The organism is Pseudomonas sp. 273 (genome assembly GCF_029201425.1).
Classification (GTDB): Bacteria; Pseudomonadota; Gammaproteobacteria; order Pseudomonadales; family Pseudomonadaceae; genus Pseudomonas; species Pseudomonas delhiensis.
The window spans coordinates 1506884-1528447 of the sequence record NZ_CP116775.1; the positions used below are offsets into that span (position 1 = coordinate 1506884).

Consider the following 21564-nt stretch of genomic DNA (forward strand, 5'->3'; position numbering starts at 1 on the left):
GCGGTTCTCCAGGGAGGGGCGGTCGTGCGAATGATAGTTAATATATTAACTTATGCCCGCGCCAGGAATCGGGCCGTCGCCGGCGGCCCGCGTCGCTTCCCATGGCCGATAACGAAAGGCCCCACGGCGGACTGCCCGTCCGCCGTGGAGCCTGGTAGGACTTTCCGTACGGCCGCTCAGGCGACCTCTCGGTGGGGCGGGGCTCAATACACCGAAGGGGCGGAGGGGGCCGGTGCCTGGGCGCCGCCCTTGAACCGGCCGGCCAGCTCGCGCAGCGAGCGCATCAGCAGGCTGGTGTCCACGCCCACGGCAACGAACTTCGCGCCCAGCTCCAGGTAGCGCCGGGCCAGCTTCTCGTCGGCGCTGAGGATGCCGGCGGCCTTGCCGGCGCGCTGAATGCGGACGATGGCGTCCTCGATGGCGGCCTGCACGTCCGGGTGCCCCGGGTTGCCGCGGTGGCCCATGGCCGCGCTGAGGTCGGCCGGGCCGATGAACACGCCGTCGACGCCGTCCACCGCGGCGATGGCGTCGAGGTTGGCCAGGCCTTCGAGGTTCTCCACCTGCACCAGCAGGCACATCTGCGCGTCCGCCTCGTCGAGGTAGCCGGGGATGCTGTTCCAGCGCGAGGCGCGGGCCAGGGCGCTGCCCACGCCGCGCACGCCGAACGGCGGGTAGCGCATGGCGCGGACCAGCTCGGCGGCCTGTCCGGCGGTGTCCACCATGGGCACTAGCAGGGTCTGTGCGCCTATGTCGAGCAACTGCTTGATCAGCGCCGTGTCGCCGACCACCGGGCGGATGATCGGCTGCGCCGGGTAGGGCGCCACCGCCTGCAGCTGGCCGAGCAGGCTGCGCAGGTCGTTGGGCGCGTGCTCGCCGTCGAGCAGCAGCCAGTCGAAGCCGGCATTGGCCGCCAGCTCCGCGCAATACGGGTCGGCCAGGCCGAGCCAGAGGCCGATCTGCGCGTCGCCGGATTGCAGGCGTTGTTTGAACGTATTGAGGGGGATGTGCATGGAAAGCTCCTGGAAGGGCTGCAGGCCGCAGGCTCCAGGCTTCAGGCCAGAGCGCTCTTCGCCTGCAGCCTATGGCCTGCCGCCTGCAGCCATCACCTCATACAAACCGGCAAGAGATGCTACCGAGCTGGTCGTAGTCGACGTGGAAGGTGTCGCCGGGGGCTGCGGCCACCGGGCGGGTGAAGGAGCCGCCGAGGATCACCTGGCCGGGCTCCAGGGTGACGTCGTAGGGGGCCAGCTTGTTGGCCAGCCAGGCCACGCCCTTGGCCGGGTGGTTGAGCACCGCGGCGGAGACCCCGGATTCCTCGATCACGCCGTTGCGGTAGAGGATCGCCGGCACGCGGCGCAGGTCGATGTCGCCGGGCCGCACGGCGCGGCCGCCCATGACCACGCCGGCGTTGGCGGCGTTGTCGGAGATGGTGTCGAAGACCTTGCGGGTGGCCTTGGTCTGCGGGTCCACCTGCTGGATGCGCGCGTCGATGATCTCCAGCGCCGGGATCACCCACTCGGTGGCCTCCAGCACGTCGAACAGGGTGACGTTCGGGCCTTTCAGCGGCTTGCCGAGGATGAACGCCAGCTCCACTTCCACCCGCGGCACGATGAAGCGTTCGAAGGGGATGTCGCTGCCCTCGTCGAAGAACATGTCGTCCAGTAGCGCGCCGTAGTCCGGCTCGGTGATGTTCGACGAGACCTGCATGGCGCGCGAGGTCAGGCCGATCTTGTGGCCCTTGAGCACGCGGCCGTTGGCTATCTTCCGAGCCACCCAGGCGCGCTGGATGGCGTAGGCGTCCTCGATGGCGATGTCCGGGTAGTCGAGGGAGAACTGCCGCACCTGCTGGCGCGAACGCTCGGCGGCGTCGAGGCGGGCGGCGGCTTCCTGGATGAGGGTGGAGTCGAGCATGGCAATGTCTCTCTAGCGGGGGTTGACCACGGCGGCCGGGGTGCGCAGGACCAGGGCGGCGCCGAGGGCGATGAGGATGGCCAGCAGGTACAGGGCCAGGCTGGAGCTGTGGGTGGTGTCGCGCATCCAGCCGATGAAGTAGGGCGCGGCGAAGGCGGCGATGCTGCCGAAGGAGCTGATCAGGGCGATGCCGGCGGCCTGGGCGCGGTTGCCGAGGAAGGCCGGCGGCAACTGCCAGAACATCGGCAGGGCGGCGCTGGCGCCCATGCCGGCGAGCACCAGCCCGGCCAGCACCAGCGGCGCGCTGGTGGGCGCCAGGCCCGTCAGGGCCAGGCCGGCGGCGGCCAGCAGCAGCGGCACGGCGAGGTGCCAGCGGCGCTCGCGGCGGCGGTCGGAGGAGCGCCCCAGGGCGATCATGAACACGCAGCCGGCCAGGTACGGCAGGGCGCTGAGCAGGCCGACGCGGCCGTCGGAGCCGATGCCGGCGCCGTGGATCAGGCTGGGCATCCAGAACGCCAGGGTGTTCACCGCCAGCATCACCGCGAAGTAGATGGCCACCAGCAGCCAGACGTGGCTGTCGCGCAGGATGCCGGCGAAGGAGGTGATCTGCTTGCGCTGCTCCTCGCCCTGCATCTCCTCGCGCAGGCCGGCCTTCTGCGCCTCGCTCAGCCAGGCCACGCGCTCGAAGCTCTCCGGCAGGCAGCGCCAGACCAGCAGGCCCAGCAGCACCACCGGCAGGCCCTCGATGAGGAACATCCACTGCCAGCCGCGCAGCCCGAGGAAGTCGTGGAAGCCCTCGAGGATGCCGCCGGACAGCGGCCCGCCGACCACCCCGGCCATGGGCACGGCGATGGCGAACAGCGCGGTGACGCCGGCGCGGCGGCGCGCCGGGAACCAGCGGTTGAGGTACACCAGGATGCCGGGGAAGAAGCCGGCTTCGGCCACCCCCAGCAGCAGGCGCAGGGTGTAGAAGCCGGCGGCGTTCTGCACCAGCAGCATGGCGGTGGACAGCAGGCCCCAGGTGACCATCAGGAAGGCGATCCAGCGGCGCGGGCCGACGCGTTCCAGCATCAGGTTGCTGGGCACGCCGAACAGCGCGTAGGCGACGAAGAACAACCCGGCGCCCAGGCCGTAGACGGTGTCGCTGAAGTGCAGGTCGGCGCTCATCTGCAGCTTGGCGAAGCCGATGTTGATGCGGTCCAGGTGGGCGAATACGTAGCACACCAGCAGCAGCGGCATCAGGCGCCAGACCACGCGGGCGTGGGTGGCGTCGCTGGCGGCGGGCAGGGCGGCGGGGATAGGGTGGCGGTGCTCATGGTCTTGTCTTTGTTCTGCGAGTGGCCGGGAGGGTGGCGGACTTCAGAGCGCCTGGCCCTTGAGGAAGGCGTGGACGTTGTTCTGCTTGTAGTTGAGCTCGGCGTTCAGCTCGCTCATCTCGAAGGACAGCGCCAGCAGGCGGCGCGCCTGGAGTTCGGCGAAGTGCGCCTTGATCACCTCGAAGAGCGCGTCGGCCACCTGCCGGCGGGTTTCCAGGTCGCGCCCGGCGCCCACCTTCAGGCTCATGTGGACGAAGGCGTAGTCGTGCTGGCCGTCGGCCATGCGCCAGGTATCCAGGCGCACGGCGCGGCTGCGGATGCCGCCCAGCGGGAACACCCCGCTGTCGCCGAGGCAGGCGTGGACCTTCTCGAACAGGCCGGGCAGGTCGGCCTCGGCCTCGATGTTGTGGGTGTACTCGGCGATGAAGTGCGGCATGGCTGTGTCCTCAGAGGCGGCTGCCGGACGGGTTGCCGGCGGGGTTGGAGGCCTGGGCGGCGGGGATCGCCGAGCCGTCCTGCGGGGTCACCGGGAACACCACGTTGATCTGCCCGGTGCCGGAGGAGCCGAAGTAGGGCGTGACTACCTCGCCCCGGCCGTCGTAGTCCGACCAGCCGAGCGCGCCCAGGAGCATGGCGGTGTCGTGCATGAAGCCTTCGCCGTGGCCCTTGGCCGCGTATTCCGGGAGCATGCCGCAGAAGGTCTGCCAGTCGCCGCGCTGCCACATCCGCACCACCTCGTGGTCGAGGGTTTCCAGGAAGGGGCTCCAGACCTTGTCCGCGAATTCCGGGGCCTGGCCGTTCTGGGCGAAGCGGTGGGTCAGCGAGCCGCTGGCGAGGAAGGCCACGGTGCCGTCGTAGTGCTCTTCCACCGCCTTGCGCATGGCCCAGCCCAGGCGCGCGCTGTCGTTGAGGTAGTGCACGGTGCACAGCGCCGAGACCGAGATGACCTTGAAGTGCTGGTCCTGGTTCATGTAGCGCATCGGCACCAGGGTGCCGTACTCCGGGCCGAGGGTGGTGGCGTCGTGGGCCAGCACGTCCACGCCCATGGCGTTGCAGCCTTCGGCGAGGATGCGCCCCAGTTCCGGGTTGCCGGGGAACTCGTACTCCATGTTGGCGATGAAGTGCGGCAGCTCGTTGCTGGTGTACAGGCCCTGGAAGTGCGGCGCGCAGTTGACGTGGTAGCCGGCGTTGACCAGCCAGTGGGTGTCGAACACCACTATGGTGTCCACCCCCAGCTCGCGGCAGCGCCGGCCGATCTCGCGGTGCCCGTCGATGGCGGCCTGGCGGCTGCCCTGGCGCGGGCCGGGCAGTTCGGAGAGGTACAGCGAGGGAACGTGGGTGATCTTGGCAGCCAGAGCGAGTTTGCCCATGGTGGTTCTCCTGGTGCGGGGCGCCGCCGCTGGGGCGCCCGGATTCTTGTGATTGTTGGCTGCACGCCGGCGATGCAGGCGGCCTTGGCGGCCGCTCTCATCGGGCCGCCTTTCTACACGCCCCAGCGGGGAATGTGGTGGCTGCCCATGGAAATGCACACGTTCTTGATCTCGGCGAAGACCTCGAAGCTGTACTCGCCGCCCTCGCGGCCGGTGCCCGAGCCCTTCACGCCGCCGAACGGCTGGCGCAGGTCGCGGACGTTCTGGCTGTTGATGAATACCATGCCGGCCTCGATGCCGCGCGCCAGGCGATGGGCCTTGCCGATGTCCTGGGTCCAGATGTAGGAGGCCAGGCCGTATTCGGTGTCGTTGGCCAGGCGCAGGGCCTCGGCCTCGTCCTTGAACTTGAGCAGGCAGACCACCGGGCCGAAGATCTCTTCCTGGGCGATGCGCATGCGGTTGTCCACGTCGGCGAACACCGTGGGCTGCACGAACTGCCCGCGGGCCAGGTGCGCCGGCAGGTTGGCCGGGCGCTCCAGGCCGCCGGCGACCAGGCGCGCGCCTTCTTCCATGCCGATGCGGATGTAGCCGGTGACCTTGTCGTAGTGGGCCTGGGTGATCATCGAGCCGACCTGGGTCTTCGGGTCCTGCGGGTCGCCGACGATCAGGCGTTTGGCGCGGGCGGCGAACTCCTCGACGAAGCGGTCGTAGACCGTTTCCTGGATGAAGATACGGCTACCGGCGGTGCAGCGCTCGCCGTTCAGCGAGAAGATGGTGAACAGCGCGGCGTCCAGGGCTCGGTCCAGGTCGGCGTCGTCGAAGATCAGCACCGGCGACTTGCCGCCCAGCTCCATGGAGTATTTCTTCAGGCCGGCGGTCTGCATGATCTTGCGCCCGGTGGCGGTGCCGCCGGTGAAGGAGATGGCGCGCACGTCCGGGTGGCGCACCAGGGCGTCGCCGGCGGTGGCGCCGTAGCCCTGCACCACGTTGAGCACGCCCGGCGGGATGCCGGCCTCCAGGGCCAGGCGGCCCAGCTCGTTGGCGGTCAGCGGCGAGAGTTCGCTCATCTTCAGCACCGCGGTGTTGCCCAGGGCCAGGCAGGGAGCGGTCTTCCAGGTTGCGGTCATGAACGGCACGTTCCACGGCGAGACCAGCCCGCATACCCCCACCGGCTGGTACAGGGTGTAGTTGAGCATCTGGTCGTCCACCGGGTAGCTGTGGCCGTCCATGCGCGTGCAGACCTCGGCGAAGAACTCGAAGTTGTGCGAGGCGCGCGGGATCAGCACGTTGCGCGTCTGGTGGATCGGCAGGCCGGTGTCGAGGGTTTCCAGCTCGGCCAGGTTGGGCACGTTGGCGTCGATCAGCTCGCCCAGCTTGCGCATCAGCTTCGCGCGCTCCTTGGCCGGGGTGTTGGCCCATTTCGGGAAGGCTTCCTTGGCCGCGGCCACGGCCAGGGCGATTTCCTCGGCGCCGCCGCTGGCGACCTCGGCGATCACCTCGGTGGTGGCCGGGTTGATGGTCTGGAAGACTTCTTTGCTCTCGACCTCGCGGCCGTTGATCCAGTGCTTGATCATGCTTGTATCTCTGTCTCGATTAGGTACGGGCGCGGTTCGCGAAGAACTCGGCCTCGCTGACGATGCGGTTGACCAGGCGGCCGACGCCTTCCACTTCCACCACCACTTCATCGCCCGGCACCACGTCGGCCAGGCCTTCCGGCGTGCCGGTGGCGATCATGTCGCCCGGCTGCAGGGTCATGAAGCTGGAGAAGTATTCGATCAGGTAGGGGATGTCGAAGATCATGTCCGCGGTGGTGCCTTCCTGCTTCAGCTCGCCGTTGACCCAGGTGCGCAGCTTCAGCCGCGACGGGTCGGGCACGTCGGCGGCGTCGACTATCCAGGGGCCGACCGGGGTGGTGGCGTCGCGGTTCTTCACCCGCAGGTTGGGCCGGTAGTAGTTCTCCAGGTAGTCGCGGATGGCGTAGTCGTTGCAGACGGTGTAGCCGTCCAGGTAGGCGAGGGCGTCCTCGCGCCTGACGTTGCGCGCCGGCTTGCCGATCACCGCCACCAGCTCGCACTCGTAGTGCATGTAGGCGACGCCGTCGGGGCGCCAGGTCACCTGGTTGTGGCCGGTGTAGGTGCCCTTGGACTTGATGAACGCCAGCGGCTCGGTGGGCGCCTTGAAGGCCAGTTCGGCGGCGTGGTCGGCGTAGTTCAGGCCGAGGGCGAACATGGTCCCGCTGGCCGGCGGCAGCCATTGCACCTCGTGCTCGCCGAGCAGCCGGCCATCGGCCAGGCGCACGGCGTTGTCGGCTTCCACCGTGACCGCGTGGACTTCGCCCTGGTAGCGGATGCGTGCGTGTTTCATCTCAGGCTTCCTCCGCCACCACGTGATTGACCAGGCGGCCGAGACCTTCGATCTCCACCACCACCTCGTCGCCCGGCCGCACATCGACGCGGCCCTCGGGGGTGCCGGTGATGAGCACGTCGCCGGCGTGCAGGGTCATGAATTCGCTGATCTCGGCGATCAGCTGCGGGATGCTGCGCACCAGGTTGGCGGTACTGTTCTGCTGGCGCACTTCGCCGTTGACCAGCAGGCGGACCGGCAGGGCGTGCGGGTCGGCGATCTCGTCGCGGCCGACGACTTCGCTGCCCAGGGGGCAGAAGCCGTCGCGGCACTTGGCCTTGACCGCGGGGCGGTAGTAGCTGTCTTCCGGCAGGCTGAACTCGTTGACGATGACGTAGCCGGCGACGTAGGCCATGGCTTCGTCCACGCCCACGCGGCTGGCGTCGCGGCCGAGCACCACGCCCAGGGCCGGGCCCGGCTGCAGGCGCTCGACGCCGGCCGGGAAGACCACGGGCGCACCGTCGCCATTGCGGGTGTTCGGCGTCTTGATGAACAGCACCGGCTTGACCGGCGGCTTCTGATAAGGCGGTTGCTGGAATTCCTCCAGCCGGCTCTGCAACAGGCCCCGGTAGTTCAGCGCGACGCCGAACAGGGTGCCCGTTGCGGCTTCGCTGACAGCGCGACGCATGGCTTGGTTCTCCTGTTTCGCCCGGCCGCCTGCAGGCGGCCGGTTATCGTTAACATGTTAGCGTTATAGTTAATATGTTAACTATGGTCAAGCCTCTTCCATCGGGGCCTGATCCCGCTGCGAACATTGGAGCAGGCACGCACATGTTGGGATTGTCCGGCGCTGCCATGGCCTTGACCGACGCTGCCAGGAAGCCGGGCGGGCTTTCGCCGGGTTTGCCTGGGGAGGGGCTATGCTGGTTAAAATCTTTCCTACTTTCAGTCGAGTAGCCTCTTTCCATGTCCACGCCGCGTCCGTCCCTGACCCTCACCCTGCTACAGGCCCGCGAGGCCGCCATGGCCTTCTTCCGCCCCTCGCTCAACCAGCACGACCTGACCGAGCAGCAGTGGCGCATCGTGCGCATCCTCCGCCAGCAGGGCGAGATGGAGATCTACCAACTGGCGCAGCAGGCCTGCATCCTCAAGCCGAGCATGACCGGCGTGCTGGCGCGCATGGAGCGCGACGGCCTGGTGCGCCGCTGGAAGTCCGAGCACGACCAGCGCCGCGTGCTGGTGTGCCTGAGCGAGCAGGGCCAGCAGTGCTTCGTGGCCATGAGCGGCGATATGGAGAACAACTACCGGCGCATCCTCGAGCAGTTCGGCGAGGACAAGCTGCAGCAGCTGCTGGGGTTGCTCGACGAGCTGAAGAAGATCAAGCCCTGAGGCGCTTCGCAGGAGCGAGCAAGAACCAGGCGTCCCCCTCGCTCCTGCAGGTAGGTAACACCATGGCCCGCGCACCCATCCCCAACATCGACATCGGCCAGGTCTACGACCTGCGCTACAGCGATTCCGAGGTGCACTACGAGGAACTGGGCAAGCTGGCCGACTTCTTCGGCCGCAACATGCCGGTGCACCGCCACGACCGCTTCTTCCAGGTGCACTACGTGAAGAGCGGCTCGGTGCGCGTCTACCTCGACGAGCAGCTCTACCACCGGCAGGGCCCGCTGTTCTTCCTCACCCCGCCGACCATCCCCCACGCCTTCGTCACCGAGAACGACGCCGACGGCCACGTGCTGACGGTGCGCCAGCAACTGCTCTGGCCGCTGCTGGCGCCGGAGCAGGGCCTGGCCGCCGGACCGGACATAGGCCCGGTGTGCGTGGCCTTCGACCAGCTGGACGAGACCTCCGCCGGCGAGGTGGCGCGCCTGGACGACCTGTTCGACCTGCTGCGCGAGGAGTTCCGCGGCGAGCGCCCGGGCCGCGAACTCGCCCTGGCCGACCTGGTGCGGCTGATCTTCGTCAGCCTGCTGCGCCTCTCGGCCCGCTCGCTCAAGGCGCAGCCCATGCGCCGCGAGGACCTGCGCCTGTTCCAGCGCTTCAACCAGCTGATCGAGCAGCACTACCCCGAGCACTGGCCGCTGGCGGCCTACGCCGAGCGCATCGGCGTCACCGAGGCGCGCCTCAACGACATCTGCCGGCGCGTCGCCGGGTTGCCCTCCAAGCGCCTGGTCCACGAGCGGCTGATGCAGGAGGCGCGGCGCCTGCTGCTGTTCAGCGGCAGCTCGGTGAACGAAATCTGCTACCAGCTCGGCTTCAAGGACCCGGCCTACTTCAGCCGCTTCTTCGCCCGCAACGCCGGGATGGCGCCGGGGGAGTACCGGCAGCGTAGGGCGGGTGACAAGGAAGAGGCCTGGCGTTAGGGCTTTGGCTTTTCGTAGGATCGAGGGGGACGCCTAGTTCTTGCTCGCGAATGGGGTTTCCCGGTGGCCGTGGTGCTTTCGGTGGGCTCCGTACCCTCTCCCCAGCCCTCTCCCTGAAGGGAGAGGGGGCTTGTCCGTGCCCGCGGATAAACATGGTTTCAACCTGATATCGCCGAGGTTGCCGGCTAACACCATGACATCCAACTCTGCCCAACGGTCCCCTCTCCCTTCAGGGAGAGGGTTAGGGAGAGGGAGCGGAGTCAATCCGAAACACCACGGCCACCGGGAAACTCCATTCGCTTGGGTTTCGGATTATTGGTTAACTTGTTAACGTTATCCACACCCCATGCCCGGAGTCCCCCATGCCCATCCCCGACCGCCCCCAGCGCCTGATCCTGCCCCTGGCCGCGCTGGTCGCCTTCGCGCCCCTGTCCATCGACACCTACCTGCCCAGCCTGCCGTTGATCGCCGGCGACCTGGGGGCCGGCGCCGGCGAGGTGCAGCTGACCATCAGCCTGTTCCTCGCCGGATTGTGCCTGGGCATGCTGTTCTACGGGCCGCTGTCGGACCGTTTCGGCCGTCGCCGCCTGCTGCTGGGCGGCATCTGCCTGTACCTGCTGGCCACCCTCGGCTGCCTGTTCGCCGGCAGCGCCTCGGCGCTGATCGCCTGGCGCTTCTTCCAGGCCCTGGGCGGGGCGGCGGCCTCGGTGCTGGCGCGGGCCATAGTGCGCGACCTGTTCCCCCTGCAGCAGTCGGCGCGGGTGCTTTCGCTGATGCACCTGGTGACCATGCTCGCCACCCTGGTGGCGCCGCTGCTGGGCAGCCTGCTGGCCCAGGCCGCCGGCTGGCGTTCGGTGTTCGCCGTGCTCTTCGCCTTCGCCGCGGCGTGCCTGCTGACCGTGCTCCGGCGGATACCCGAGAGCCTGCCGGCGGAGCACCGCGGGCAGTCGGTGGCGCAGGTGTTCCGCGCCTATGGGCGCATCCTGCTGCAGCCCAGGGCGCTGGGCTACATGCTGTGCATGGGCCTGTCGTTCGGCGGCATGTTCGCCTTCATCACCGCCTCGCCCTTCGTCTACATCGAGTATTTCGGCGTTTCGCCTCAGGCCTATGCCTGGCTGTTCAGCCTGAACATCGCCGGCATCATCCTGGCCACCAGCCTCAATGCGCGGCTGGTGGGGCGGCTCGGGCCGCAGCGGATGCTCGCCTTCGGCGCTGCCCTGGCCGCGCTGTCGGGGGCGCTCCTGCTGGGCTGCGGCTTCGCTGGCTGGGGCGGGCTGCCGGCGCTGGTGCCGGGCGTGCTGCTCTACGTCAGCGTCACCGGCCTGCTCGGCGCCAACTGCGTGGCCAGCCTGCTGGCGCTGTTCCCCCGCGAGGCCGGTGCCGCCGCCGGGCTTGCGGTCACCGGGCAGTTCGCCCTGGGGGCGGCCTGCAGCGCCCTGGTCGGCGCGCTTTCCGACGGCAGCCCCTGGCCGATGTGCCTGGTGGTCGGTTGTGCCGGCCTCGGCTGCCTGCTGGCCTTCCTCCTGGCCCGCCGGCACGCCCCGCAGCCGTCGCCGGAAGCCGCCTGACCTAGGCCGGCTGTTCCTCCGCCCGCGCCGCCCGGCGCAGGCCCTGCCAGGCGCAGTAGGCCAGCAGCAGGGCGCCGGCCACCGCCATCGCCCAGGGGCCGCCGTAGCGCGCGGCCAGCAGCCCGGCGAGCAGGCCGCCGATGGCGTCGAAGCCGAAGCGCGTGGCGGTGTAGATCGACACCACGCGGCCGCGCAGTGCCTCCGGCGCGCTGCTCTGGATGACGATGTTGGTGCCGACGTTGTTCACCGTGACGCCGAAGCCCAGCACCGCCATGGCCGCCAGCGACAGCGGCAGGTTGCGGCTGAGGGCGAACGCCAGCAGGGCGCCGGCGCTGGCCAGGGCGGAAAGCAGGATGATCCGCGGCAGCCGCGCCGGGTCCTGGTGCTGCGCCAGGAACAGGCTCGACAGCAGCGAGCCGAAGCCGGCCGCGCCCCACAGCCAGCCGAGGGTGCGCGCGTCGCCGGCGAAGACGTCGCGGGCGAACACCGGCAGCAGCGCGGCGTAGCTGGAAGCGGTGAGGTTGACCAGCAGCACGCCGAGCATCAGCTGGCGCACGCTCGGCGTGCGCAGGGCGTAGTCCAGGCCCTCGCGGAACACGCTGCCCATGCTGCCGCTGGCGCGCACCCCGGGCGCCAGGCGCACCCGCAACAGGCCGCCCACCAGCGCCAGGTAGGACAGGGCGTTGAGGGCGAAGCACAGGCTCTCGCTGGTCAGCCCCAGCAGCAGCCCGGCCAGCGGCGGGCCGACGAAGCGCGAGCAGGTGAACAGCGAGGCGTTCAGCGCCAGGGCGTTGGGCAGGTCGGCGCGGTCGTCGACGAAGCGGCTGAGCAGCGACTGCCGCAGCGGCGTGTCGAAGGCGCTGAGCACCCCGAGCAGCGCCGACATGCCGACGATCAGCGCCGGGGTGATCAGCCCGCTGGCGGTCAGCCCGGCCAGCGCCGCGGCCTGCAGCGCCATCAGGCTCTGGCTGGCGAGCAGCAGGCGGCGCTTGTCGTGGCGGTCGATCCAGGCGCCGGCCAGGGGGCCGATGAACAGCTGCGGCAGCAGCGCCACGCAACTGGTGATGCCCAGCAGCGCCGCCGAGCCGGTCAGCCGGTAGACCAGCCAGGCCAGCGCCACCTGCTGGACCCAGGTGCCCAGGGTGGAGATCGCGTGGCCGGCGAAGTACAGGCGGAAGTTGCGGTGGCGCAGCGCGCGCAGGCTGTTCGGCCAGGAACGGGAAGCGGACATCGGCGGCTCGCTCGGGCGAAGGATGAAGGAGGGGAGGCGGCCATCATAGCGGAAATTTTCCGTCAGAACGTTTAGATGTTAACGAAAGCCGCGCGGCGCCTGGCCTGGCGCCGATTTCAGCGCTTCCGGGCGCCGGGAAATCCCATGAAAAGTGCAATCGAGTCCGCGGAAGTTGCATTCAAGGCGCCGCCGCACGGCTCCCATAATCGGTCCTGCCACTCTCGCCACGAGAGCCCTGCCGCCCATCGCCAGGCACCATCGCGACGGCGGTGCGCCTCCAATAACAATCAAGGGCCGCCAAGATGAAAAAGCCAAACCCCCTGCTCGAAGACCTGAAATCCGTCCTGCCCGCCATCGCCGCCAATGCCGCCAAGGCCGAACAGGCGCGCACCGCACCCGCCGAGAACATCGCCCTGCTCAAGGGCATCGGTATGCACCGTGCCTTCCAGCCGAAGTGCTACGGCGGCATGGAAATCTCCCTGCCCGAGTTCGCCGACTGCGTGGTCGCCCTGGCCGGCGCCTGCGCCAGCACCGCCTGGGCCTTCAGCCTGCTGTGCACCCACAGCCACCAGCTGGCGATGTTCTCCAAGCAGCTGCAGGACGAGGTCTGGGCCGAGAACCCCGACGCCACCGCCAGCAGCAGCATCGCCCCGTTCGGGCGCATCCAGGAGGTCGAGGGCGGCATCCTGTTCAACGGCGAGATGGGCTGGAGCAGCGGCAGCGACCACGCCGAATGGGCCATCCTCGGCTGCCGCCGGCAGAACGCCGAGGGCGAGCAGGTGTACTGCTTCGCCGTGCTGCCGCGCAGCGACTACGAGATCCGCGACGACTGGTACGCCGCCGGCATGAAGGGCAGCGGCACCAAGACCCTGGTGGTGAAGGACGCCTTCGTGCCCAACCACCGCATCCAGGCGGCCAAGGACATGATGGAGGGCCGCTCCGCCGGTTTCGGCCTGTACCCCTACAGCAAGATCTTCTACACCCCGTACCGCCCGTACTTCGCCAGCGGCTTCGCCTCCATCGGCCTGGGCATCGCCGAGCGCATGCTGGAAGCCTTCAAGGAAAAGACGCGCAACCGCGTGCGCGCCTACACCGGCGCCAGCGTCGGCACCGCCACCCCGGCGCTGATGCGCCTGGCCGAGTCCACCCACCAGGTGGCCGCCGCCCGCGCCTTCCTCGAGAAGACCTGGCAGGACCACGCCGAGCATGGCGAGCGCCATGAATACCCCAGCCGCGAGACCCTGGCCTTCTGGCGCACCAACCAGGCCTACGCGGTGAAGATGTGCATCCAGGCGGTGGACCGCCTGTTCGAGGCCGCCGGCGGCACCGCCTGGTTCGAGAGCAACGAGATGCAGCGGCTGTTCCGCGACTCGCACATGACCGGCGCCCACGCCTACACCGACTACGACGTCTGCGCGCAGATCCTCGGCCGCGAGCTGATGGGCCTGGAGCCTGATCCGAGCATGGTCTGAGCCACCACGCCCAGCCTGTTCTTCGTAGGAGCGAGGGGGACGCCTAGTTCTTGCTCGCGAACCGACCCCGCTGCGGAATCCGTTCGCGAGCAAGCTCGCTCCTACAAAAGCGCTGCCCGCAGCTGAATCTTCTCAATCCCGCCGGCCCCTGCGCCGGCGCGGAGGAACCGCCATGAACCAGAACAACGAAGCGGGCCTGGACCCGCGTGCCTTCCGCCGTGCCCTGGGCAACTTCGCCACCGGCGTCACCGTGATGACCGCCGCCGCCGACGGCGAGCGCGTCGGCATGACCGCCAACAGCTTCAACTCGGTGTCCCTCGACCCGCCCCTGGTGCTCTGGAGCATCGACAAGCGCGCCACCAGCCTGGCAGTGTTCGACAAGGCCAGCCACTACGCGGTGAACGTGCTGGCCGCCGACCAGATCGACCTGTCCAACCAGTTCGCCCGGCCCAGCGCCGACAAGTTCGCCGGCGTGGCCTGCGAGGAGGGCGCCGGCGGCGCGCCGCTGCTGCCGGACTGTGCCGCGCGTTTCCAGTGCGAGATGCAGCAGAAGCTGGACGGCGGCGACCACTGGATCCTCATCGGCCGCGTGCTGGCCTTCGACGACCTCGGCCGCGCGCCGCTGCTCTACCACCAGGGCGTGTACTCCAGCGTGTTGCCGCACCCGCGCCTGCGCGAGGCCCAGGCCGGGGTGCCGCGCACCGCCTTCCAGGGCCGCCTGAACCACAACCTCTACTACCTGATGACCCAGGCGGTGCGCTGCTACCAGGCCGACTACCAGCCGCGGCAGGTGGCCAGCGGCCTGCGCACCAGCGAGGCGCGCATGCTGATGGTGATGGAGAAGGACGCCAGCCTGGACACCACGGCGCTGCAGCAACTGGTGGCCATGCCGCTGCGGGAGATCGAGGAGGCGCGCGCCAACCTCGAACGCAAGGGCCTGCTGCAGGTGGGCGAGGGCGGTTGCGCGCTGACCGCCGCCGGCATCGACCAGGCCGAGACGCTGTGGGGCATCGCCGAGGAGCAGCAGGCCAAGGTCTTCGCGCGCTTCAGCGCCGAGCAGATCGAGGCCTTCAAGACGGTGCTGCGCGGCCTGGCCCAGCCGCTCTGAGGCTCAGAAGCGCTCGCTGGGCAGCAGGTAGCGCCACTGCCCCGGTTCCATCTTGCCCATGGACACGCCGCCCAGGCGCAGGCGGCGGATGGCCATGACGGCCAGGCCGACCTGGCGGCACATGTCGGCGATCTGCCCGGGGCGGAAGCCCTTGCCGGCGAAGCGCAGGCGCGTCTCGTTCTGCCAGCTGACCTTCAGCGCCGGCAGCGGCCGGCCCTGGTACAGCAGGCCGTGGCGCAGGCGCGCCAGGCCGGCGTCGTCGAGGCTGCCGCTGACTTCCACCAGGTATTCGTGCTCGATGGTCGCCGCATCGTCCTGCAGGCGGTGCAGCACGCCGTAGTTCTGGGTGAACACCAGCAACCCGCTGGCCGCGTCGTCCAGCGGGGTGACGCTCTGCTGGCGGGCGAAGTGCTTGCGCAGCGGTTGCTGGTCGGAACTGTCGGCCTCCCAGCGGTGGGCGCTGTCGAGCAGCGCCAGGGCCTGCTCGGCGGTGCAGCCGGCCGGCTTGTACAGCAGCAGGGTGGCCGGCGGGATGGGCGCCGGGATGGCACCGGGCAGCAGCTCGATGCGCTGCTCGGCCACGCGGAAATGCGGTTCCTCGACGCGCTCGCCATCCACCGTCACCCAGCCCCCCTCGATGTACAGCTCGGCCTCGCGGCGGGAGCAGGGCAGCAGTTCGGCGAGGCGCTTGGACAGGCGGATGGTTTCGGTCATGACGGGGAATCGGCGGCGGGAAGGGCCGCCATTGTACTCCTTGCTCAGCCCGGCAGGCGGATGACGTGGCCCTCGTCGGCAGACACCCTGCCGTGCAGCAGGTCGGCGACCACCCGCTGCGCCGCCTCCAGCCCCTCGGACTCCACCACCCGCAACAGCGGCTGCGGGCCGCGGCTGACGCGCCGGTAGAAGTCCAGCAGGCCCTCGCCGATGTACTGGCTGACCTTTTCCGGGCCCCAGTCGGCGTTGCGCTTGCGAATCTGGACGGGCGCGAAGAACAGCTGTGGCCCGGGCCCCTGCAGGGCGCTCAGGTCGGCCGGCGCGGCCACCTGGGCGGAGCCGGCCATGCAGCTGTAGCGCAGGCTGTCGGCGAAGTGCCGGTGTACGCGCTCGCGCAGCGGCAGGTCGCCGGCGAAGTCGACGTAGAGCGTCGGCCGGCTGGCGTCCAGCTGCTCCAGGTCGGCATAGGATCGCACCTGCTGGTAGCAGCCCAGCCCGGCGACGAAGTCGAGGTTGCGCGGCGAGGTCAGGCCGATGCGCTCCACCGGCGCGCCTTCCAGGCACACGGCGGTGCCGTAGGCGGTCTTGCTGGAGGCACTGGAGAACACCAGGCGCTCGGCGCCGAAGTAGTCGTTGTCGGCGAGGAAGTCGGCGAGCATGGCCGAGGTCAGGAACAGCGGCTTGAGGAGGATCTGCAGGTTCTCCTGGTCCTCGCGGTAGTAGGCGTCCCAACTGCAGCGGGTGTACTGGTTGTAGGCCGAGACCAGCGCCTGGCGATGCTCGGCGCCGTCGTAGAAGCCGCGTTCGCTGACGCGCTGCGGGCGCACCAGCAGGTGGCTGGCCAGGGGGAAGTAGCCGTAGAAGCGCTCGCCGACCGCCACGTCGGGCACCGTCGAGGCCAGCACCCGGGCGAAGCCCCAGGCCGGGATCTGCCCCCAGGCCTCCTCGCCGCTGGGGAAGAACTGCCAGTACTGCATGGAATCGCCGAAGGCAGCGTAGGTGATGTTGTTGGTGGTCAGTGCGCAGCGCTCGATCACCAGCAGCGCCTCGCCATCCTGCAGCGGCAGGGGCTGCTCGTGGTGCTCCAGGCGGCCCTGGTCCAGGGCGTTCTTGTGGTTCAGCAGGCGTGTTACCGTGACGCTTCCTTCCATTTTCCGGCTCCTTCTCGACAGGGGATTGGGCTGCCTACAGGCTAGCGAAGCGCGATGCACGACGGGTTCGGAAAACGCCACAAGCCGGCCAGCACGGCGCCGGGGCCGCGGGCCAAGCCGCTGAAGCGGCCGACCCAGGCCCGCGCGCGCTTCACCGTGGAAGCCATCTACGAGGCCTTCGTTCGGATTTGCCGGCGCGACGGCTGGGCCGGCGTCAGCACCCGCGCCGTGGCCCTGGAGGCCGGGGTGGCGGTGGGCACCCTGTACGACTACTTCCCGAGCAAGGAGGCACTGCTCTCCGGCTACGTGCGGCATTGTCTGGAGGCCCTGGCGGCGCGCATCGACAGTGAGGTGATAGCGCCGCCGCTGGACTGGCGCGAGCGCGTGCGCCGCCTGCTGGCCCTGGGCGCAGGCCTGGGCATGCCGCTGGCCGACGGCGAGCTGCTGCAGCTGGAACAGCGGATCGCCGAAGCCAAGCACCACCAGCGCGTCTTCGAGGAACTCGCCGGCAAGTGGCGCGAAGCGCTGCAGGCCTGCACCGACCTACCGCGGCCGGTCGACGCGGCCACCGCCCAGGCGTTGTTCATCGCCACCTGGGGCGGCTGGCGCTACGCCCTGCTGCTGGGCCTGGACGAGGCGCAGCGGCAGCACTGGCAGGCCGGGCTGGAACAGTTGTACCTGGCGCGCCTCGGGCCCTGAGCGTTCAGGGCGAAACGTCCCCCGGCTCCGGCGGCCGGGCGCCCTCGCGGACCCAGGTCATGAACAGCTGGAAGCCCAGGGCCAGCACCACCGGGCCGATGAACAGGCCGATGATGCCGCCGGTGAGCATGCCGCCCAGGGCGCCGAGGAGGATCACCGGCATCGGCACGGCCACGCCGCGGCCGAGCATCAGCGGCTTGAGCACGTTGTCGGAGAGCCCGGCCAGCACCGTCCAGATGGTGAAGACCACCGCGCTGACGGTGCCGTAGTCGCCGCTCCAGAACACGTAGACGATGGCCGGCAGCGAGATCACCGCGGTGGGCAGCTGGACGATGCCCAGCAGCAGCACGCCGAGGGACAGCAGCCCGGCGGCGGGGATGCCCATGACGATGAAGCCCAGGCCCAGCAGCAAGGTCTGGATGAAGGCCACGCCGACCACGCCCTGGGCCACCGCGCGGATGGTCGAGGTGCTCAGCCGCGCCAGCTCCGGGCCGCGCTCGGGGCCGGAGATGCGCACCGCGATGTCCTCGGCGGTGCGCGCGCCCAGCGGGCCGTAGGCCATGATCACGCAGGCCACCAGGAAGGCGCCGAGGAACTGCAGCAGCTCCATGCCCACGCCGGCTGCCTTGGCCAGCACCGTGCGGGCCACGCCCTGCAGGTGCGGCGCGGCCTGCTGGGCGGCGCCGAGGAAGTCCTCGGCCAGGCGCAGCCAGGCGTTGTAGATGTAGGGGCCCACCAGCGGCCAGCTCGCCACCGCCTCGGGCGGCGCCGGCACGCGCAGGCCGCCGGCCTGGAAGCGGTGCACCAGGTCGGCCACCGAGTCGGCGATGGAGAAGCCGATCAGCACCACCGGCACCAGCAGCAGGGCCAGGCCGAACAGCGCCAGCAGCGTCGCCGCCAGGGCCGGCCGCTCGCCCAGGCCGCGTTGCAGCATGCCCTGCAGCGGGTAGAGGGTGACAGCGAGGATCAGCGCCCAGAGCATCAGGTCGAGGAAGGGGTGGAAGATGCGGAAGCAGAACACCGCCAGGAACAGGATGAGCCCGGCGCGTATCAGCACGTCCAGCAGGTTGCGCGACAGTATCCGGTCCGCCGATGGCAGCATGGCATCTCTCCTTGGAAAGCCTCGTGGGGTTCCTCAGAGCATTGGCCGTGCGCGCTGGAATGCAAGTCGGGCGGGGGAAATCGATGGGGGCGAGCGGAGGGGCGGAACGCGGCGGCAGGGCTCTTGCCCGCGAACGCCGGGCCGGGAAAACGGCGGGGTTCGCGAGCAAGCTCGCTCCTGCAGGGGAGCGGGGGGATTACTTCTTGCCGAGGCTGATGTGGCGGCTGGCGGCGCCGTTGGGCTGGCCGGTGACGCCCTTGGCGACTTGCTGGATCTCGCCGCCGGACTTGAGGAAGGCGGCCACCTGGGCTTCCAGGGCCTCGCGGCTGGTCACGGCCGCAGCGGGTTTCGGGGCGGACTTCTGGCGGGAGATGGTTTTGCTGGACATGCTTGCCATTACCTGTTCATTCGCGAAATGGCCGCCCATTGTACAGGAAATGACCGTCCTTCGGGGTGAAAATCGACCGAAGGGCCATTGCAGCGCCATCGCGGGGCCCGCGGCGGGGTGTTAACCTCGGCCGATTCCCGGTCGCCGCGAGCCGCCCATGCCCCTGCTGTCATCCCGCCAGCGCAATGCCCTGCGCCTGGCCCGAGCCTTCCTCGGCCCTTACCGCTGGCGCGCCCTCGGCGCCCTGCTGGCGTTGCTGTTCACCGCGGCCATCACCCTGTCCCTGGGGCAGGGCATCCGCCTGCTGGTGGACCAGGGCTTCGTCACCCAGTCCGAGCACCTGCTCAACCGTTCCATCGGCATCTTCTTCCTGCTGGTGCTGGGCCTGGCCTTCGGCACCTTCGTGCGCTTCTACCTGGTGTCGTGGATCGGCGAGCGCTTCGTCGCCGACATCCGCCAGCGCGTGTTCGACCACCTGATCGAGCTGCACCCGGGCTTCTACGAGAGCAACCGCGCGCTGGAGATCCAGTCGCGGCTGACCGCCGACACCACGCTGCTGCAGACGGTGATCGGCTCCTCGCTGTCCATGGCCCTGCGCAACGCCCTGACCCTGGCCGGCGGGGTGATCCTGATGTTCGTCACCAACGCCAAGCTGACCAGCATAGTGGTGGCCGCGCTGCCCCTGGTGATCGTCCCCATCCTCCTGTTCGGCCGCCGCGTGCGCGAGCTGTCGCGGCAGAGCCAGGACCGCGTGGCCGACGTCGGCAGCTACGTCGGCGAGACCCTCGGGCAGATCAAGACGGTGCAGGCCTACAACCACCAGGCCCAGGACCGCGAGCGCTTCGGCCGCACCGTGGAGGCCGCCTTCGGCACCGCGCGCAAGCGCATCCTGCAGCGCTCCTGGCTGGTCAGCGTGGTCATCCTGCTGGTGCTGGGCGCGGTGGGGGTGATGCTGTGGGTCGGCGGCATGGACGTGATCGCCGGGCGCATCAGCCCCGGCGAGCTGGCGGCCTTCGTGTTCTACAGCCTGATCGTCGGCATGGCCTTCGGCACCCTCAGCGAGGTGCTGGGCGAGCTGCAGCGCGCCGCCGGGGCGGCCGAGCGCATCGCCGAGCTGCTGCGCGCGCGCAACCAGATAGTCGCGCCGCAGGAAGGGCTGCTGCGCCTGCCCGGGCGCGTCGAGGGGCGCATCGAGCTGCGCGGCCTGCGCTTCGCCTACCCGTCGCGCCCGGAGCACTGGGCCATCGACGGCATCGACCTGGACGTGCGTCCCGGCGAGACCCTGGCCCTGGTCGGCCCCTCCGGCGCCGGCAAGTCCACCCTGTTCGACCTGCTGCTGCGCTTCTTCGACCCGCAGCAGGGCGAGATCCGCATCGACGGCACGCCCATCACCCGCCTCGACCCCGCCGACCTGCGCCGTTGCTTCGCCCTGGTGTCGCAGAGCCCGGCGCTGTTCTACGGCACGGTGGAGGACAACCTGCGCTACGGCCGCCCCGACGCCAGCGACGAGGCGGTGCGCGCGGCGGCCCGCGCGGCCCATGCCGACGGCTTCATCCAGCGCCTGCCCGAGGGCTACCGCACCCACCTGGGCGAGAGCGGCGTGGGCCTTTCCGGCGGCCAGCGCCAGCGCCTGGCCATCGCCCGCGCGCTGCTGGTGGACGCGCCCATCCTGCTGCTCGACGAAGCCACCAGCGCGCTGGACGCCGAGAGCGAGCACCTGATCCAGCAGGCCCTGCCGCAACTGATGAGCGGGCGCACCACCCTGGTCATCGCCCACCGCCTGGCCACGGTGCTGGGCGCCGACCGCATCGCCGTGATCGACCAGGGCCGCCTGCTGGCCCTGGGCACCCACGCCGAGCTGGTGGCCGGCAACCCGCTTTACGCACGCCTGGCGGAATTGCAGTTCGGCCAGGTGCAGAGCGTGTAGAATGCCGGCCTTTTCCCCGGAGTCACGCACATGGCAGCCATCGGCCGCTTCAATTCCCTGCAGGTGGTCAAGCACACCGAGATCGGCCTGTTCCTCGATGGCGGCCCCCATGGCGAAATCCTCCTGCCCAAGCGCTACGTGCCCAAGGACGAGCCCACCGAGCCGGGCGAGTGGCTCAACGTCTTCATCTACCTCGACAGCGAAGACCGCATCATCGCCACCACCCTGAAGCCCAAGGTGCAGGTCGGCGGCTTCGCCAGCCTGAAGGTGGTGGAGGTCAGCCGCGTCGGCCTGTTCCTCGACTGGGGCCTGCCCAAGGACCTGCTGCTGCCGCACTCGGAAGAGAAGCGCCCGCTGCAGGTCGGCGACTACTGCGTGGTGCACTGCTACATCGACGAGCGCACCCGCCGCATCACCGCCACCGCGCGCCTGGACCGCTACCTGGACAACACCCCGGCGCACTACCAGGCGGGCCAGGAAGTGGACCTGCTGGTGGTGGAGCGCACCGACCTGGGCTTCAAGGCCATCATCGACGGCAGGCACTGGGGGCTCATCCACAAGAACGAGCTGTTCAAGTTCGTCCGCAGCGGCATGCGCGAAAAGGGCTACATCAAGGAAGTGCGCGCCGACGGCAAGATCAGCCTGAGCCTGCAGCCGGTCGGCCAGGCCGCCCGCGACGACCTCGGCGAACGCATCCTCGCCGCCCTGCGCGAGGCCGGCGGCAGCCTGGCGCTGTCGGACAAGAGCCCGCCGGACGTGATCAGCCGCGAGTTCGGCGTGAGCAAGGGCAATTTCAAGAAGGCCATCGGCGGGCTGTTCAAGCAGGGCCTGATCACCATCCTCGACGAGCGCATCGAGCTGCGCTGATTCCACCGGGCCGCAGCTCCCCCGGCAGCCT

At 69.6% G+C, this 21564-nt stretch carries 21 protein-coding genes; 8 read left to right on the forward strand and 13 right to left on the reverse strand.

The genetic code is table 11. The annotated features are described in order from the left end of the window. Positions 1-203: 203 nt before the first annotated feature. The 8 genes from hpaI to PKO50_RS07380 form a co-directional block, all read right to left on the reverse strand. Positions 204-1010 carry a 4-hydroxy-2-oxoheptanedioate aldolase gene (hpaI, locus tag PKO50_RS07345; RefSeq protein WP_109934321.1) on the reverse strand — a complete coding sequence of 269 codons (807 nt, stop codon included), beginning with the start codon at positions 1008-1010 and terminating at the stop codon, positions 204-206. Between the two features lie 97 nt (positions 1011-1107). Continuing rightward, entirely contained in the window at positions 1108-1911 is an 804-nt protein-coding gene (gene hpaH / locus PKO50_RS07350) for a 2-oxo-hept-4-ene-1,7-dioate hydratase (protein ID WP_109934320.1), read from the reverse strand. A gap of 12 nt (positions 1912-1923) precedes the next feature. Next, complete coding sequence (locus tag PKO50_RS07355) at positions 1924-3210, reverse strand: MFS transporter (protein ID WP_275630437.1); 1287 nt, start codon at positions 3208-3210, stop codon at positions 1924-1926. Between the two features lie 60 nt (positions 3211-3270). After that, positions 3271-3663 carry a 5-carboxymethyl-2-hydroxymuconate Delta-isomerase gene (locus tag PKO50_RS07360; protein WP_089393999.1) on the reverse strand — a complete coding sequence of 131 codons (393 nt, stop codon included), beginning with the start codon at positions 3661-3663 and terminating at the stop codon, positions 3271-3273. Between the two features lie 10 nt (positions 3664-3673). Next, positions 3674-4597 (reverse strand): 3,4-dihydroxyphenylacetate 2,3-dioxygenase, encoded by a 924-nt coding sequence (gene hpaD, locus PKO50_RS07365; RefSeq protein ID WP_109937257.1) that lies wholly within the window; start codon positions 4595-4597, stop codon positions 3674-3676. Positions 4598-4710: 113 nt separating this feature from the next. Then, the gene (hpaE, locus tag PKO50_RS07370) at positions 4711-6171 is read right to left on the reverse strand and encodes a 5-carboxymethyl-2-hydroxymuconate semialdehyde dehydrogenase (RefSeq protein ID WP_109937258.1); all 1461 of its coding nucleotides are present in this window, start codon (positions 6169-6171) and stop codon (positions 4711-4713) included. Between the two features lie 19 nt (positions 6172-6190). Continuing rightward, positions 6191-6961, reverse strand: a complete 771-nt coding sequence (locus PKO50_RS07375) for a fumarylacetoacetate hydrolase family protein (RefSeq protein ID WP_089394002.1) — start codon at positions 6959-6961, stop codon at positions 6191-6193. 1 nt (position 6962) lies between these two features. After that, a complete protein-coding gene (locus PKO50_RS07380; RefSeq protein WP_109937259.1) occupies positions 6963-7628 on the reverse strand; it encodes a fumarylacetoacetate hydrolase family protein in 666 nt (221 codons plus the stop codon). 278 nt (positions 7629-7906) lie between these two features. Here PKO50_RS07380 and hpaR point away from each other — a divergent pair, with 278 nt between their 5' ends. From hpaR to PKO50_RS07395, 3 genes are all read left to right on the forward strand, one after another. Beyond that, positions 7907-8329 carry a homoprotocatechuate degradation operon regulator HpaR gene (hpaR, locus tag PKO50_RS07385; RefSeq protein WP_089394004.1) on the forward strand — a complete coding sequence of 141 codons (423 nt, stop codon included), beginning with the start codon at positions 7907-7909 and terminating at the stop codon, positions 8327-8329. 62 nt (positions 8330-8391) lie between these two features. Continuing rightward, positions 8392-9306 (forward strand): 4-hydroxyphenylacetate catabolism regulatory protein HpaA, encoded by a 915-nt coding sequence (gene hpaA, locus PKO50_RS07390; protein ID WP_109937260.1) that lies wholly within the window; start codon positions 8392-8394, stop codon positions 9304-9306. A gap of 362 nt (positions 9307-9668) precedes the next feature. Then, positions 9669-10874, forward strand: a complete 1206-nt coding sequence (locus PKO50_RS07395) for a Bcr/CflA family multidrug efflux MFS transporter (RefSeq protein ID WP_275629252.1) — start codon at positions 9669-9671, stop codon at positions 10872-10874. A 1-nt stretch (position 10875) separates the two neighbouring features. Here PKO50_RS07395 and PKO50_RS07400 read toward each other — a convergent pair whose 3' ends face one another. After that, positions 10876-12105, reverse strand: a complete 1230-nt coding sequence (locus PKO50_RS07400) for an MFS transporter (RefSeq protein ID WP_275629253.1) — start codon at positions 12103-12105, stop codon at positions 10876-10878. A 302-nt stretch (positions 12106-12407) separates the two neighbouring features. Here PKO50_RS07400 and PKO50_RS07405 point away from each other — a divergent pair, with 302 nt between their 5' ends. Both PKO50_RS07405 and PKO50_RS07410 read left to right on the forward strand, forming a co-directional pair. After that, the gene (locus tag PKO50_RS07405; RefSeq protein WP_109934845.1) at positions 12408-13577 is read left to right on the forward strand and encodes a p-hydroxyphenylacetate 3-hydroxylase oxygenase component; all 1170 of its coding nucleotides are present in this window, start codon (positions 12408-12410) and stop codon (positions 13575-13577) included. A 172-nt stretch (positions 13578-13749) separates the two neighbouring features. After that, a complete protein-coding gene (locus PKO50_RS07410; RefSeq protein ID WP_109934846.1) occupies positions 13750-14685 on the forward strand; it encodes a p-hydroxyphenylacetate 3-hydroxylase reductase component in 936 nt (311 codons plus the stop codon). A gap of 3 nt (positions 14686-14688) precedes the next feature. Here the strand turns inward: PKO50_RS07410 and PKO50_RS07415 are convergent, their stop codons facing one another. Next, on the reverse strand, positions 14689-15399 hold the full coding sequence (locus tag PKO50_RS07415; RefSeq protein WP_275629254.1) for an rRNA pseudouridine synthase: 711 nt from the start codon (positions 15397-15399) through the stop codon (positions 14689-14691). Positions 15400-15443: 44 nt separating this feature from the next. Beyond that, on the reverse strand, positions 15444-16550 hold the full coding sequence (locus PKO50_RS07420; protein WP_275629255.1) for a DUF2855 family protein: 1107 nt from the start codon (positions 16548-16550) through the stop codon (positions 15444-15446). Between the two features lie 54 nt (positions 16551-16604). Here PKO50_RS07420 and PKO50_RS07425 point away from each other — a divergent pair, with 54 nt between their 5' ends. Further along, positions 16605-17249, forward strand: a complete 645-nt coding sequence (locus tag PKO50_RS07425; protein ID WP_109934849.1) for a TetR/AcrR family transcriptional regulator — start codon at positions 16605-16607, stop codon at positions 17247-17249. Between the two features lie 4 nt (positions 17250-17253). On the opposite strand, the gene PKO50_RS07430 is transcribed toward PKO50_RS07425, so the two are convergent. Next, positions 17254-18351, reverse strand: coding sequence for an AI-2E family transporter (locus tag PKO50_RS07430; RefSeq protein ID WP_109934850.1), 1098 nt, complete (start codon positions 18349-18351; stop codon positions 17254-17256). A 196-nt stretch (positions 18352-18547) separates the two neighbouring features. After that, positions 18548-18748: a hypothetical protein gene (locus PKO50_RS07435; protein ID WP_333474522.1), complete on the reverse strand. Its 201-nt coding sequence runs from the start codon at positions 18746-18748 to the stop codon at positions 18548-18550. 148 nt (positions 18749-18896) lie between these two features. Here PKO50_RS07435 and PKO50_RS07440 point away from each other — a divergent pair, with 148 nt between their 5' ends. Both PKO50_RS07440 and PKO50_RS07445 read left to right on the forward strand, forming a co-directional pair. Continuing rightward, positions 18897-20666: an ABC transporter transmembrane domain-containing protein gene (locus tag PKO50_RS07440; RefSeq protein ID WP_275629256.1), complete on the forward strand. Its 1770-nt coding sequence runs from the start codon at positions 18897-18899 to the stop codon at positions 20664-20666. 30 nt (positions 20667-20696) lie between these two features. Continuing rightward, positions 20697-21533 carry a S1-like domain-containing RNA-binding protein gene (locus tag PKO50_RS07445; RefSeq protein WP_089394013.1) on the forward strand — a complete coding sequence of 279 codons (837 nt, stop codon included), beginning with the start codon at positions 20697-20699 and terminating at the stop codon, positions 21531-21533. Positions 21534-21564: the final 31 nt, after the last annotated feature.